Annotated in this window: 13 protein-coding genes; 4 read left to right on the top strand and 9 right to left on the bottom strand. The window is 64.6% G+C overall.

All coding sequences use genetic code 11. The annotated features are described in order from the left end of the window. Positions 1-281 precede the first annotated feature (281 nt). From ABOC32_RS08630 to ABOC32_RS08640, 3 genes are read right to left on the bottom strand one after another with little or no spacing between them, the layout of a single operon-like run. Entirely contained in the window at positions 282-974 is a 693-nt protein-coding gene (locus tag ABOC32_RS08630; protein WP_426810741.1) for a 16S rRNA pseudouridine(516) synthase, read from the bottom strand. Between the two features lie 9 nt (positions 975-983). Next, a complete protein-coding gene (locus ABOC32_RS08635; RefSeq protein WP_426810742.1) occupies positions 984-1,196 on the bottom strand; it encodes a cysteine-rich CWC family protein in 213 nt (70 codons plus the stop codon). Next, positions 1,189-2,670 (bottom strand): sensor domain-containing diguanylate cyclase, encoded by a 1,482-nt coding sequence (locus ABOC32_RS08640; RefSeq protein ID WP_426810743.1) that lies wholly within the window; start codon positions 2,668-2,670, stop codon positions 1,189-1,191. Before ABOC32_RS08640 ends, ABOC32_RS08635 begins: the two co-directional genes overlap by 8 nt. A gap of 212 nt (positions 2,671-2,882) precedes the next feature. Between ABOC32_RS08640 and ABOC32_RS08645 the strand changes: the two genes are divergently transcribed. Then, positions 2,883-3,332: a hypothetical protein gene (locus ABOC32_RS08645; RefSeq protein WP_426810744.1), complete on the top strand. Its 450-nt coding sequence runs from the start codon at positions 2,883-2,885 to the stop codon at positions 3,330-3,332. A 138-nt stretch (positions 3,333-3,470) separates the two neighbouring features. Here ABOC32_RS08645 and ABOC32_RS08650 read toward each other — a convergent pair whose 3' ends face one another. Then, on the bottom strand, positions 3,471-4,577 hold the full coding sequence (locus ABOC32_RS08650; RefSeq protein WP_426810745.1) for an enoyl-CoA hydratase/isomerase family protein: 1,107 nt from the start codon (positions 4,575-4,577) through the stop codon (positions 3,471-3,473). 125 nt (positions 4,578-4,702) lie between these two features. On the opposite strand from ABOC32_RS08650, the gene ung reads away from it, so the two are divergent. After that, a complete protein-coding gene (gene ung / locus ABOC32_RS08655; RefSeq protein ID WP_043197701.1) occupies positions 4,703-5,395 on the top strand; it encodes a uracil-DNA glycosylase in 693 nt (230 codons plus the stop codon). A 124-nt stretch (positions 5,396-5,519) separates the two neighbouring features. Here the strand turns inward: ung and ABOC32_RS08660 are convergent, their stop codons facing one another. The 5 genes from ABOC32_RS08660 to ABOC32_RS08680 all read right to left on the bottom strand — a co-directional run bounded on the left by ABOC32_RS08660 (position 5,520) and on the right by ABOC32_RS08680 (position 10,984). Beyond that, positions 5,520-6,554 carry an AbrB family transcriptional regulator gene (locus ABOC32_RS08660; protein WP_426810746.1) on the bottom strand — a complete coding sequence of 345 codons (1,035 nt, stop codon included), beginning with the start codon at positions 6,552-6,554 and terminating at the stop codon, positions 5,520-5,522. Then, positions 6,547-8,061: a tripartite tricarboxylate transporter permease gene (locus ABOC32_RS08665; protein WP_426810747.1), complete on the bottom strand. Its 1,515-nt coding sequence runs from the start codon at positions 8,059-8,061 to the stop codon at positions 6,547-6,549. Before ABOC32_RS08665 ends, ABOC32_RS08660 begins: the two co-directional genes overlap by 8 nt. Before the next feature lie 3 nt (positions 8,062-8,064). Continuing rightward, positions 8,065-8,523: a tripartite tricarboxylate transporter TctB family protein gene (locus ABOC32_RS08670; RefSeq protein WP_426810748.1), complete on the bottom strand. Its 459-nt coding sequence runs from the start codon at positions 8,521-8,523 to the stop codon at positions 8,065-8,067. Positions 8,524-8,667: 144 nt separating this feature from the next. Beyond that, on the bottom strand, positions 8,668-9,648 hold the full coding sequence (locus ABOC32_RS08675; protein WP_426810749.1) for a Bug family tripartite tricarboxylate transporter substrate binding protein: 981 nt from the start codon (positions 9,646-9,648) through the stop codon (positions 8,668-8,670). Between the two features lie 46 nt (positions 9,649-9,694). After that, positions 9,695-10,984: an OprD family porin gene (locus tag ABOC32_RS08680; protein ID WP_426810750.1), complete on the bottom strand. Its 1,290-nt coding sequence runs from the start codon at positions 10,982-10,984 to the stop codon at positions 9,695-9,697. Positions 10,985-11,184: 200 nt separating this feature from the next. Between ABOC32_RS08680 and ABOC32_RS08685 the strand changes: the two genes are divergently transcribed. Both ABOC32_RS08685 and ABOC32_RS08690 read left to right on the top strand, forming a co-directional pair. Further along, a complete protein-coding gene (locus ABOC32_RS08685; RefSeq protein WP_016498165.1) occupies positions 11,185-11,856 on the top strand; it encodes a response regulator in 672 nt (223 codons plus the stop codon). Continuing rightward, entirely contained in the window at positions 11,849-13,228 is a 1,380-nt protein-coding gene (locus ABOC32_RS08690) for a sensor histidine kinase (RefSeq protein ID WP_426810751.1), read from the top strand. The genes ABOC32_RS08685 and ABOC32_RS08690 overlap by 8 nt, the downstream gene beginning before the upstream one ends. Positions 13,229-13,300 lie beyond the last annotated feature (72 nt).

The following is a 13,300-nucleotide window of genomic DNA, read 5'->3' on the forward strand; positions in this document are numbered from 1 at the left end:
GAGGCTTTGGGTAGCCGGCAAAAGGTGTCTTCGACTGCGGGCGTGACTTGGTAGTCACATGCAGACTGACGATTTGGATTCAAGCAGTGGGTTGGGAATCCTGCAAGTGCCGTTCGGGGAGAAATGTGACTTTAGTCGCCGAGCGGTCGTATGACGACCCTGCACTGTCTGTTCCGGCCCTTTCGCGGGCGCGCCCGCTCCCACACGGAAAAGCCTGTGCCTTGGGCAGTGTGGGTATCTGTTGGAGCGGGCATGCCCGCGAAGAGGCCGGTACAGGCGGCCTAGACAGTGGCTATTTCTTCCGCTGTCAGTTCACGAAACGCCCCAGGTGCCAACCCAGGGTCCAGCCGGATCGCCCCCATGCTCTCCCGATGCAGCCCCACCACCTTGTTGTCGAAAAACCCGAACATGCGTTTTACCTGGTGATAGCGCCCTTCGACGATCGCCAGTCGAGCGCGTCGCGGCCCGAGGATGTCCAGCTGGGCAGGTTGGGTGGTGAGGTCTTCGAAGGCGAAGTAGAAACCCTCACGGAACTTGGCCACATAGTGCTCGGCAATGTCGTCTTCGGTTTCCACCAGATAATGCTTGGGCAGCTTGGTCGCAGGCTGGGTCAGGCGCCGTGACCACTGGCCATCGTTGGTCAGGATCATCAGCCCGGTGGTGTTGAAATCCAGGCGCCCGGCAATGTGCAGGTCATCGCGCAGCGCCGTGGGCAGCAGGTCGATCACGGTGGGGTGTTGCGGGTCCTGGGTGGCACTGACGCAACCCTGTGGCTTGTGCAGCATCAGGTAACGCGCGGGGCGGCCTTCCTGAAGCAACTGTTCGTCCAGCTCGACACGGCTGAATTCGCGCACCTCGGTCAGCGGGTCGCTGACCACCACGCCATCTACCCGCACACGGCGTTGCGCCAGCATCAGGCGAACTTGCTGGCGGTTGTGGCTGGGGAGGTTGGCGAGGAAACGGTCGAGGCGCATTGGAACAGGTCAGTGGGGACTGGTTGATCGGAGTTGTTCGTCGACGGCGGCGCAGCGCGGGCATAGGCAGGCTTTGTCCCGCAACTCGGCGGGCAGGGCCTGCAGCACGGCCGGGTCGATGGTCACGCTGTAGCACCAGCAGGCCTGGGTAGCGCGGCGCGGGTCGGCCAGGCTGCATTGGTTGAGGGCACCGCAAGCGGGGCAGTGTTGGCTGTCATTCATGGCGGGTTTCACTGCAGACGCGGTTGCGGCCGGCCTGCTTGGCACGATAGAGCGCACGGTCGGCGCGGGTCAGCAGGGCGTGCAGGGTATCCCCTGGCTGCAGGCTGCTCAGGCCGATGCTGGTGGTCAGGCGCAGCGGCTGTTCTTCGTAGCTGAAGGTCAGCTGTTCGGTGCGGCGGCGGATCTTTTCCGCCACCTCGATGGCCTGCCGGCCTTCGGCTTCACGCAGCAGCACGATGAATTCCTCACCGCCCCAGCGGCACAGTATATCCGACTGGCGCAGGCTGCCTTGCAGTACATTGGCGAATTGGCGCAGCACTTCGTCGCCTGCCAGGTGGCCGTGGGTGTCGTTCAGTGCCTTGAAGTGGTCCAGGTCGATCAACAACGCCACCAGCGGCCCACTGTCGCGCTGGGCTTCGTGCAAGGCCTGGGCAGCGAGCAGGTCGAAGCTGCGCCGGTTGGGCAGGCCGGTGAGGCTGTCGAGGGTGGCCAGGGCTTCGGTGCTGGCCTGGTGACGGCGGACCATGGCATGCACCAGCGCCAGCACCACCAGGGTGATCATCGCGCAGATGGCCAGGTTCAGGTACAGGGAGTGGCGGATGCGGTCTAGGGCGCCGGTTTCGCGCTTGTCCACCAACAGGTACCAGTCCAGTTCGGGCAGGTGGCGCACGTTGAGGAAGTGGCTGTGGTTGTCGCTGTCGCGGTATTCGTGGCTGCCTTCACCAGGCACCAGCTGCTCGGCCAGTACGTCGTTCAGTTCGGGGTTGTCGCTGAGCGGCTGGCCGACCCGTAAACCATGGGGGCCACCTTCCGAGCCGGTCATCAGCACCTTGCCCTTGGCGTCGGTGAACAGCACCGAGCGCTGGTAGCGGCGCTGATACTGGTCGATCAGCTTGACCACCGACGATACGCTCAGCCCGACACCGGCGGCCCCGATGAAGCGGTGCTGGTAGTCGTGCACCTGGTAGTTGATGAACACGGTCAGGCTGTCCTGGTTGGCCATGTCCAGATCGACGTTGATCTCATAGGGCGCCTTGAGGTCGCGCAGGCGGAAGTACCAGGCATCGCGCCAGGTGCCGGGTTCGACCTTCTTGAGCACGCCTTTGGCCTGGTAGTAGGTGAGGGTGCGGTCAGACACGAAGAAGGACGTGAAGGTGTCTTGCTTGCCCATGACTTCGCCAAGGTAGCGTGTCATGCGCTCGGTATCCTGTTCGCCGGACAGCACCCAGTCGCGCAGGAAGGTGTCCTGGGCCATCATCGAGGCGATCAGCACCGGGCGGATCAGGTCTTTCTGGATTTCCGAGTAGACCGTGTCGGATGTCAGCGGCAGTTCGGTATTGATGATGCCGTCGCGGATGGCGCTGCGTGAGGAGAAGTAGCTGAGCAAGGATGTGGCGAGGAAGCCGCAGGCCAGTAGCACCAGCAGGGTAAAGATCAGCGAGCGCTGCGAGAACAGAGCGGAACGTAGCGGCATGATCTTCCCGTGATGTGTGCCAGGGCGCCCATTCTAGTGAGATGACCGGCAAATGACTGCAAGTTTTTCAGGGTTATCTCACCTGTATCAAATTATTGCAAAAATGGCACTGCACCCCGGCTTCACTGTCTTATTCAGTGTCGATGAACGCATTACGCATCGACGCTCGCCAGCGCCGCTGTTCGGGCACTCCAGCGGTCCAGGAGGCCGCCATGTCCTATCGAATTTTGTTGATCGCCCTGCTAGGGCTGATGACTTCTGCCTGCGCCCCGTACTACGAGAGCGGGGGCTATTACCGTTCGGATTACTACTCCACCGACCGCTACGTGTCGCCAGGGTATTACCGCTATGACCGTTACTATGTGACGCCACAACCGCGCTATTACTACCAGCCGGCACCGCGCTATTACCACCGGTCGGCGCCCGCGCCGCAATACCGGCCGTATCCGCAGCCGGGAGTGAATCAGTGGCACGGCAACCCGCGCAATGACTACGGCAACCGCCAGCGTCAGGACTACCGGCAGGATCGCGACCGGCATGATTATCGTGATGGCAGCCAGCGCTATCAGCATGGCAACTGGAACACCAATGGGCAGCGCAATGACGGCGGGCGCTGGGATGGCCGACGTGGTCAGGGGCGAGGTGGCAACTGGCAGCGTTAGGTGAATCAAAGCGGGGGCGCTTTGCGCCCCTATTGTGACGCAAGGCCGCTCCCACAGGTACCGCGCTGGGTTGCGCGGTACCTGTGGGAGCGGCCTTGTGTCGCGATAGGGCTGCAAAGCAGCCCCAGGTTCCGTAAGTCAACCCAGGTCCGCCAATGGATGCCGCCCCTCCCACGCCTTGGAAAAATGCGCCTCGACCACCGCCGCCGGCACCTGAGCCACATCCGGCCAGTGCCAGCGGGGGAGGTTGTCCTTGTCGAGCAAGCGGGCCCGCACGCCTTCGCTGAATTCCGGGTGGCGGCAGCAATTCAGGCTCATGCTGTACTCCATCTGGAATACCTGCGCCAACGAGAGGTACCGCGCCCGGCGAATCTGCTCCCACACCAGGTGCGCGGTCAGCGGGCAGCCCTCGTGCAGCCGCTGGCCTGCTGCTGCAAGCAGTGGGTCGTCATGGTGCTTGAGCCCCTCCAGCGCACGCCACGCCGCTGCAGCATCGGCCACGTCGAGCAACCCATCGATCACCTGCCGCCGTGGTAGCCACTGGGCTTCGGGCAACTCGGCGCAGGCGCGGTGTTGTTCGGCCTTGAGCAGGCTGTTCAGTTGCAGGGCGGTCTGCTCTTGCCAGTTCAGCTGCAGCAGCTCTTCGATCAGCGCCTCTTGCTGGTGTTCGCCGAAAAAACGGTCGGCCAGGCCCAGGTCAAGGGCGTCGCGTGCGTTGATTGGCGCGCCCGTCAGGCCCAGGAACAACCCCAGTTTTCCCGGCAGCCGGGCGAGGAACCAGCTGGCACCCACGTCGGGGTACAGGCCGATACTGATTTCCGGCATGGCCAATCGGCTGCTGGGTGTGACGATGCGGACATTGGCGCCCTGCAGCAGCCCCATGCCGCCGCCCAGCACATGCCCGTGGCCCCAGCACAGCAGCGGTTTCGGGTAGGTGTGCAGGGCATAGTCCAGGCGGTACTCGGCGGCAAAGAAGGAGGCGGCCAGGGGCGGTACACTACCCGGGTGGTCACGGCAGGCCTGCACCAGCGCCCGCACATCGCCCCCGGCGCAGAAGGCTTTGGCGCCGTTGCCGCGCAGCAGCACGCAGACAACCCCCGGGTCGCGGGCCCAGGCGTGCAGTTGTTCGCCCAGCACCTCGATCATCGGCAGGTTCAGGGCATTGAGCGCCTTGGGCGCATCCAGGGTGGCGATGCCGATGCGGGCGCCGTCGGCGCCGGTGAGTACCTCACAGTGAATGGCCATGGACTACCTCGCTCAGTCATCGCACAAGTATGGCCTGCCTGACCGAACATGCCGGTCGTCGGTCGGATCGTTTGACAAGCGGGGAGGGCTTACCTAGTGTCGCGCCATTGTTTACGGATGGCCCCATGACTGACGACGATCGCATCAAACTCGAACCCAGCTGGAAAGCCGCATTGCGCGCTGAATTCGACCAGCCCTACATGCATCAATTGCGCGAGTTCCTGCGCAGCGAGCGTGCCGCCGGCAAGGAAATCTACCCGCCAGGGCCGCTGATCTTCAATGCGCTGAACTCGACGCCGCTGGACCAGGTGAAGGTGGTCATACTCGGCCAGGACCCTTACCACGGGCCAGGCCAGGCACACGGCCTGTGCTTCTCGGTACAGCCGGGGGTGGCGACACCGCCGTCGCTGGTCAATATCTACAAGGAAATGCAGCGCGACCTGAACATCCCGATCGCCAGCCACGGCTACCTGCAAAGCTGGGCCGAGCAGGGCGTGCTGCTGCTCAACACCACCATGACCGTGGAGCGTGCCAATGCAGCGTCGCATGCCAAGAAGGGTTGGGAGTCCTTCACCGACCGGGTGATCCAGGTGGTCAGCGAGCAGTGCCCGAACGTGGTGTTCCTGTTGTGGGGAGCGCATGCGCAGAGCAAGCAGAAGCTGATCGACGGGACCAAGCACCTGGTGCTGAAGTCGGTGCATCCGTCGCCGTTGTCGGCGTACCGCGGGTTCCTGGGGTGCGGGCATTTCAGCCGGACCAACAGCTTCCTCGAGCAACGTGGGCTGGCGCCGATCAACTGGGCGGTGCCACCGCTGTGATGGTCTGAAACACCGCGTCGCTTTCTTCGCGGGTAAACCCGCTCCCACAGGTACTACCCTCGGGGGCTTGCGCGCCCCCTGTGGGAGCGGGTTTACCCGCGAAGAAGGCGACGCGGTTTATCAGTCATTGCTCAGACCCTGCATTCCACAAGCGGAACAACGGCTCCGCCAGAAACAGCACGAACAGCAAGCGCATCACCTGCAGCGCCGTCACCAACGGCACGGACAGTTGCAGGGTCTCGGCTGTCAGGCTCATTTCAGCAACCCCCCCCGGCATCATGCCCAGCGTCAGAGAGCGCAAATCCAGCGCTGTCATCACGCTCAATACCCACGCGGCACTGCCGGCAATGGCCATGCACAGTGCCGTGGCCAGCAGCGTGCGCCCCAGGAACGACGGGGCCCGGCGGAAGAATGCACGGTTGAAGTGGCAGGCCAGGCCACTGCCGATCAGCCATTGGCCGATCTGGCTGGCGCCATTGGGCAGGGCGATCTGCAGGTTGCCGGCCAAGCTGACCGTGGCCGCCACCAGCAGAGGCCCGAACAGCCAGGGGTTGGGCTGACGCAACCGTTGCCAGAGCAGCGCAACGGCAACGCCGAGCGGGGTAACCAGGGCCAGCCAGCCCCAGCTGACGCTACCGGCATGATTGAGCGGTACCCCGTCACCCAGCAGGAACTTGAACAGCGCGGGCACGCACAGCACCACTGCCAGCACCCGCAGGCTCTGCGCCGCCGCCACCTGGCTGAGCACTGCACCGTTACGGGCACCAAGGTTGACCATCTCCCCCGAGCCGCCAGGCATGCTGGCGAAGAATGCCGTGGCGCGGTCTTCACCGGTGCGCCGCAGCAGCCACACGCTGATCACGCTGGACAGGGTGGTGAACAGGGCGCCGAAGAAGATCAGCGCGAAATGGCTGCCCACCTGCTCGATCACCGCCGGCGTAAAGTGCAGGCCAATGCCGATGCCGATGATGCACTGCCCGCATTTGCGGCCGTTGGGAATCTCCGACAACTGCCAGGGCGTCAGGCAGCGCACCAGGATGATGGCCAGCAGCGAACCCACCATCCATGGCAAAGGCCAGCCGACCTGGCTGGCGAGGTAACCGCCAGCAAGGCCGACCAGCCCGGTTGCGACAAACAACGGCAACGGTCGATCAGGCATCGGCCAGGGCCCGACGCTGCTGGCTGCGTTTGCGCCAGATGCGCAGCAGCGGCAGGGTGAGCATCACCGCCACCAGCGCCCAGACGCCCATGCTGATCGGGCTCGACCAGAGGATGCCCAGCTCACCGTTGGAGATCGACAGTGCGCGGCGCAGGTTCTGCTCCATCAGCCCGCCCAGGATGAAACCGAGCAGGATCGGCGACAGCGGGAAGTCCAGCTTGCGCAGGATGTAACCCATGATGCCGATGCCGACCATCAGGAACAGGTCGAAGGTGGTGGCATGCACGGCGTATACGCCGATGGCCGTGATGATGGCGATCACCGGCACCAGCGCCCAGTTCGGCACGGCGAGGATGCGGGTGAAGATGCGGATCATCGGGATGTTGAGGATCACCAGCATGATGTTGGCGATGAACAGCGAAGCGATCAGGCCCCAGACGATGTCCGGCTGCTGTTCGAACAGCATCGGGCCGGGGGTGATGTTGTACAGGGTCAGGGCGCCGATCATTACTGCGGTGGTGCCAGAGCCAGGTACCCCCAGGGTCAGCATCGGGACCAGGGCGCCACAGCAGGACGCACCAATGGCGGTCTCTGGTGCGGCCAGGCCACGGGCATCGCCCTTGCCGAACTTGCCGCTTTCCCCGGCCAGGCGTTTCTCGGTCATGTAGGCCACGGCACTGGCCAGTGTCGCGCCGGCACCGGGCAGCACGCCCATGATGAAACCGAGCAGGCCGCAGCGGATGTTGACCACGAATACCGAAGCCGCTTCCTTGAAGTTGAACAGCATGCGCCCGGTGGCTTTTACCGCCTGGTGACCATGGTGGGTCTTTTCCAGCAGCAGCAGGATTTCACTGATGGAGAACAGGCCGAGTACCAGCACCACGAACTGGATGCCGTCGGCCAGGTGCACGCTGTCACCGGTGAAACGGTACACGCCGCTGTTGGCGTCGATGCCGACCGCCGACAGGAACAGGCCGATCAGTGCCGCAATGAAGGTTTTCAGCGGTTTGTCACCCGCCATGCCGCCCAGGGCGACGATGGCGAACACCATCAGCACGAAGTATTCCGCCGGGCCGAAGGCGATGGCCCATTTCGCCAGCAGCGGGGCGAACAACACCATGCCGCAGGTGGCGATGAAGGCACCGATGAACGAGCTCCAGGCCGACAGCGACAACGCCACGCCTGCGAGGCCCTGGCGGGCCATCGGGTAGCCGTCGAGGGTGGTCATCACGGTCGAGGCTTCGCCCGGGATGTTCAGCAGGATCGAGCTGATACGCCCGCCGTACTCGCAGCCCAGGTACACCGCGGCCAGCAGGATCAGCGCCGACTCGGGCGGCAGGCCCAGGGCGAAGGCGATGGGGATCAGCAGGGCCACGCCGTTGATCGGGCCCAGGCCCGGCAGCAGGCCGACCACGGTGCCGATCAGGGTGCCGGAGAGGGCGGTGACCAGGTTGTAGGGGGTCAGGGCAACGCCGAAGCCCTGGCCCAGGTAGCTCAAGGTATCCATGTGTCAGTTCTCCAGTACGCTCAGCAGGCCAAGGGGCAGGGGCACGTCCATCACGCGGTCGAACAGCCAGTAGAGCAGCAGGCTCATGCCGACCACCACGATGGCGCTGTGCAGCCAGCGGCCGCCGTACAGGCGGGCCATGGGCAGGCCGACCAGGATGGCGCTGAGGATGAAGCCCAGGGCTTCGAAGGTGGCCGCGAAGACGATCAGCAGGCCGACGCAGGCGCTGATCTTGGTCAGGGTTTCGCGGTCCAGTTCCGGTTCGTCGTCCTTGCGCACGATGGGCGTGGGGCGGAACACCAGGTACAACAGGCCCAGGCCCATCAGGCCGAGCATCAGCAGCGGATAGGCGCGCGGGCCTACCGGTTCATAGGAAAACGCCGCCTGGTAGGGCCAGGCCATCACGGCCAGGGCGGCGCACACCGCCAGCAGGGCCAGGGCGAAGATGCGTTGCAGGATCATTGGGGAATCCTCGGTAGTGTTCGACACGGCATGGCTTCTGTGGGAGCGGGTTTACCCGCGAACCAGGGCAAAGCCCTGGCCATGCATCGCGGTGTCTGCTTCGCGGGTGAACCCGCTCCCACAGGGAATGAGTGACAGCCTGAATTACTGAATCAGGCCAAATTCCTTGGCCAGTGCCTTGTAGTCGGCCACTTGCTTCTTCACATAGCCGTCCAGCTCTTCGCCGGTCATGGCAAACGGGAACAGCTCGCGCTGGTCACGCAGCTGGGCGAAGTCTTGCGAAGCCAGCATCTTGTCGAACGAAGCCTTCCACCACGCGTAGTCCTCCTCGCTCACCTTTGGCCCCAGGTAGAAGCCGCGCACTACCGGCCAGACGATGTCGTAGCCCTGCTCCTTGGCGGTGGGGATGTCCTTCATCTCGGGCTCGTCCAGGCGGTTTTCCGAGAACACCGCAAGGATGCGCATGTTGCCGCTCTGGATATGCGGCATGGAGTCGGAGATGTCGGTAGAGCCGACCTGGATATGGCCGCCCAGCAGCGCCGTGGCAATTTCGCCACCGCCTTCAAGGGCCACATAGCGCAGGTCACGCGGGTTGATGCCGGCGGCCTTGGCGATCAATGCGGTTTGCATCCAGTCCTGGCTGCCGACGGTGCCACCGGAGCCGATCACCACCTTGCTCGGGTCTTTCTTCAACGCCGCGACCAGGTCGTCGAGGGTCTTGTAGGGCGAGTCGCTTTTCACCGCGATGGCGCCGTAGCTGGTGCCGACAGCCGCCAGCCACTTCACGGCGTTTTCGTCGAAGCGGCCGAACTTGCCTTGGGCCAGGTTCAGCAGCGAGCCGCTGGACCAGGCCACCAGGGTGCCGGCATCGGCCGGGCGCTGAGCGACCACGGCGTTGTAGGCCACCGCTCCGACACCGCCGGGCATGTAGGTGACGCGCATGGGCTTGCTGAGGATCTTTTCCTGCACCAGGGCGCTTTGCACCAGCTTGCAGGTCAGGTCGAAGCCACCGCCGGGTGAGGCGGGGGCGATGCATTCAGGGCGTTTCGGTTCGGCGGCAAGGGCGTTGCCGGCCAACAGCAGGCAGCCGGTAGCGAGGACGAGGCGGCGCAGTGAAAAGGTCATCGTCTATCTCCGTGAGCGTTGTTGTTTTTGGATTACCGCTATGGGGTTACCACAGCGCTACGCTGTAGCTCACCAACAGCCTCACTTCGTCCGCGTCGCGGGCGAAGTTGGAGCGGAAGGTGGCGTTGCGCAGGCGCACGGCGACGTTCTTCAACGGGCCGCTTTGTACCACGTACTTCAGTTCGGTGTTGCGTTCCCACTCTTTGCCTTCGCCACCGGCGGCACGGCTGACGTTGTCGCCGCTGATGTAGCGGGTCATGAAGGTCAGGCCGGGTACCCCGAGCGCGGCAAAGTTGTAGTCGTAACGCGCCTGCCAGGAGCGCTCGTCGGCGCCGGCGAAGTCGTTGATTTGGACGAAGTTGACCAGGTACGGGTCGGCGCCATCGACATACGGGAAGGCGCTGTCACCAGACAACTGCTGCCAGGCGGCGCTGACCTTGTGCCCGCCCAGGGCGTAGCTGAGCATGCCGTTGACGGTGGTGTTGTCGATGTTGCCGGCTTTGGCGGCGCCAGCATCGTCACTCACCGCCAGGCGCAGGTCGGCGCCCAAGGTGCCCGGGCCCCAGGGTTGGGTGGCGAGCATGCCGATGAAGTGCTGGCGGTAGATGTCGTCGAGCTGGGCGAAGTGGTAGCTGCCGGTGATGCGGTCGGTGAACTGGTAGTCCAGCCCGCCCAGGGCCAGGTTGTCTGCGCTGAACGTGCCACCAAAGCGGCCGTTCTTGTTGTTCAGCGCCAGGTCTTCCCAGTTGGTGTCGTTGCGGTCCTTGGCCTTGTCCAGGCGGCCGCCGGTGAAGGTCAGGCCCTTGATCTCCTTCGAGGTGAGCAGGCCGCCTTCGAAGGTTTGCGGCAGGATGCGCCCGTCGTTGGGTTGCAGCGTTGGCAGTTCGGGGATGAGGGTGCCGATCTTGAGTTCGGTCTGGGAAATCTTCACCTTGCCGGTGAGGCCCAGCTTGGAGTATTCGTCGGCGGCCTTGCCGTCATCGTGGGTCGGCAGCAGGCCGGTATCGGTGCGGTCGGGGCTGGAGTCGAGCTTGATGCCGAGCATGCCCAATGCGTCCAGGCCGAAGCCTACGGTGCCATCGGTGTAGCCGGACTCGAAGTTGAGGATGAAGCCCTGGGCCCACTCGTCGCGCTTGGATTGTTGCGCGCTGGTGCCATCGCGGAAGTCGCGGTTGAAGTACATGTTGCGGGTTTCGAAGGTGGCCGTGCTGTCTTCGAAGAAGGCGGCCTGGCTCATCGGGGCGACACCGGCAAGCGCGAGGGCGCTGGCGATGGCAGAGGGGCGTGCGGCAAAGGAACGGGTAGGCGCGAACGCCTGCGGCTGCGATGACAGCATCGTCGATGACTCCGTTTATTGTTCTTATTCGTTGCACCTTGCTGGTGCTTTTTTCGGCGCGAAGAGCGACCGTGGTGCGATGCTAGGCAACGAACCTTTCGCTAACCTTTCAACGAGAAAGGTTTGTTACAAGGGGCTTCACAGGCCTGAGGACAGCGGTACACTCCGCGCCACCGCCCCACCCGAGCAGGGAGAAACCGATGCGTGTGCTGCTGGTCGAAGACCACCTGCAACTGGCCGAAAGCGTGGCCCAGGCCTTGAAAAGCCACGGCCTGACCGTGGATGTGCTGCATGACGGCGTGGCTGCCGACCTGGCCCTGGCCAGCGAGGAGTACGCCGTGGTCGTGCTGGATGTCGGCTTGCCGCGCATGGACGGCTTCGAGGTACTGGCGCGCCTGCGCGGCCGTGGCAAGACCGTGCCGGTGCTGATGCTGACTGCGCGCAGCGACGTCAAGGACCGGGTCCATGGCCTGAACCTGGGCGCCGACGACTACCTGGCCAAACCGTTCGAGCTGACCGAGCTGGAAGCACGGGTCAAAGCCTTGCTGCGCCGCAGTGTGCTCGGTGGCGAGCGCCAGCAGCGCTGCGGGCCGCTGGTCTACGACCTGGATACCCGCCGCTTTGCCCTGGGCGACGACAACCTGACCCTGACCTCGCGCGAGCAAAGCGTGCTGGAAGCGCTGATCGCCCGCCCGGGCAGGGTGATGAGCAAGGAGCAACTGGCTGCCCAGGTGTTCGGCCTGGACGAAGAAGCCAGCCCCGACGCCATCGAAATCTACATCCACCGCCTGCGCAAGAAGCTCGACGGCCACCCGGTGGCCATCGTCACCTTCCGCGGCCTGGGCTACTTGCTAGAGCACCGCGATGCGTGACAACGGCAGCCTGCGCGGGCGCCTGCTGGGCAACCTGGCCTTGCTGCTGGTGGTGCTGATGCTGGCCAGCGGCCTGAGTGCCTACTGGAACGGCCGCGAAGCCGCCGACACGGCCTACGACCGCACCCTCCTGGCCTCGGCAAGGACCATCGCCGCCGGGCTTTCGCAGCGTGACGGTTCGCTGAGCGCGGATGTGCCCTACGTGGCGCTGGACACCTTCGCCTACGACAGCGCCGGGCGTATCTACTACCAGGTGCTGGACATCAAGCAGCGGCTGATTTCCGGCTACGAGAACCTGCCACCGCCGCCACCCGGCACGCCACGTACCGATGACTACCCGGCCTTGGCGCGGTTCTACAACGCCACCTACCTGGGCCAGGACGTGCGCGTGGTCAGCCTGCTGAAGGCAGTGAGCGAGCCGAACATGAACGGTATGGCGGAAATTCGCGTGGCCGAGACCGAGGAGGCGCGGGTGCGCATGGCCCGTGGGTTGATGGCCGACACCCTGCTGCGCCTTGGCATGCTGGCGCTGGGCGCGCTGGTGATGGTGTGGTTTGCCGTGAGCGCGGCGTTGCGGCCGCTGGAGCGCCTGCGCACGGCGGTGGAGGAGCGCCAACCGGATGATCTGCGGGCGTTGCCGGTGGTACAGGTGCAGCGCGAGCTAAGCCCGCTGGTGCGGGCTTTGAACCACTTTACCGAGCGTTTGCGCGGCCAGTTCGAGCGCCAGGCGCAGTTTATCGCCGATGCCGCCCATGAATTGCGTACGCCGCTGGCTGCCCTGAAGGCACGGGTGGAGCTGGGCCTGCGCTCGACCGAACCGCAGGAGTGGCGGCAGACCTTGGAGTCTGCGGCCCAGGGCACTGACAGGCTGACCCACCTGGCCAACCAGCTGCTGTCGTTGGCGCGGGTAGAGAACGGTGCCCGGGCGATCGCCGAAGGCGGCGCGCAGCGCCTGGACCTGAGCCAGCTGGCCCGCGAGCTGGGCATGGCCATGGCGCCCCTGGCGCACAAGCGTGGGGTGGCGCTGGCCCTGGAGGCCGAGGCCCCTGTATGGCTCAAGGGTGAGCCGACGCTGCTCAACGAGCTGTTGAGCAACCTGGTGGACAATGCCCTGGCGCATACGCCAGCTGGCGGCAACGTGATTTTGCGGGTGGTGGCGCCAGCGGTGCTGGAGGTGGAAGACGACGGGCCGGGTATTCCCGAGGCCGAGCGCGAGCGGGTGTTCGAGCGGTTCTACCGGCGCAGTGCGCAGGGTAGCGGTTTAGGGCTGGCGATTGTTGGCGAGATTTGCCGCGCGCATCTGGCGCAGGTGAGCCTGCATGATGGCGAGAAGGGCGGCTTGCGGGTGCGGGTAAGTTTTATCGCAGATTGATGTGTTGCCTGTTCCGGCCTCTTCGCGGGTAAACCCGCTCCCACAGGTATTGCTCAGGCCTGTAGGAGCAGC

This window comes from Pseudomonas sp. WOUb67 (assembly GCF_050058005.1).
GTDB lineage: Bacteria > Pseudomonadota > Gammaproteobacteria > Pseudomonadales > Pseudomonadaceae > Aquipseudomonas > Aquipseudomonas putida_R.

Excerpts from the sequence above, each read along its gene's own strand:
- ABOC32_RS08630 (WP_426810741.1), bottom strand. The coding sequence starts at position 974 with ATGCGCCTCGACCGTTTCCTCGCCAACCTCCCCAGCCACAACCGCCAG.
- ABOC32_RS08635 (WP_426810742.1), bottom strand. The coding sequence starts at position 1,196 with ATGAATGACAGCCAACACTGCCCCGCTTGCGGTGCCCTCAACCAATGC.
- ABOC32_RS08640 (WP_426810743.1), bottom strand. The coding sequence starts at position 2,670 with ATGCCGCTACGTTCCGCTCTGTTCTCGCAGCGCTCGCTGATCTTTACC.
- ABOC32_RS08645 (WP_426810744.1), top strand. The coding sequence starts at position 2,883 with ATGTCCTATCGAATTTTGTTGATCGCCCTGCTAGGGCTGATGACTTCT.
- ABOC32_RS08650 (WP_426810745.1), bottom strand. The coding sequence starts at position 4,577 with ATGGCCATTCACTGTGAGGTACTCACCGGCGCCGACGGCGCCCGCATC.
- ung (WP_043197701.1), top strand. The coding sequence starts at position 4,703 with ATGACTGACGACGATCGCATCAAACTCGAACCCAGCTGGAAAGCCGCA.
- ABOC32_RS08660 (WP_426810746.1), bottom strand. The coding sequence starts at position 6,554 with ATGCCTGATCGACCGTTGCCGTTGTTTGTCGCAACCGGGCTGGTCGGC.
- ABOC32_RS08665 (WP_426810747.1), bottom strand. The coding sequence starts at position 8,061 with ATGGATACCTTGAGCTACCTGGGCCAGGGCTTCGGCGTTGCCCTGACC.
- ABOC32_RS08670 (WP_426810748.1), bottom strand. The coding sequence starts at position 8,523 with ATGATCCTGCAACGCATCTTCGCCCTGGCCCTGCTGGCGGTGTGCGCC.
- ABOC32_RS08675 (WP_426810749.1), bottom strand. The coding sequence starts at position 9,648 with ATGACCTTTTCACTGCGCCGCCTCGTCCTCGCTACCGGCTGCCTGCTG.
- ABOC32_RS08680 (WP_426810750.1), bottom strand. The coding sequence starts at position 10,984 with ATGCTGTCATCGCAGCCGCAGGCGTTCGCGCCTACCCGTTCCTTTGCC.
- ABOC32_RS08685 (WP_016498165.1), top strand. The coding sequence starts at position 11,185 with ATGCGTGTGCTGCTGGTCGAAGACCACCTGCAACTGGCCGAAAGCGTG.
- ABOC32_RS08690 (WP_426810751.1), top strand. The coding sequence starts at position 11,849 with ATGCGTGACAACGGCAGCCTGCGCGGGCGCCTGCTGGGCAACCTGGCC.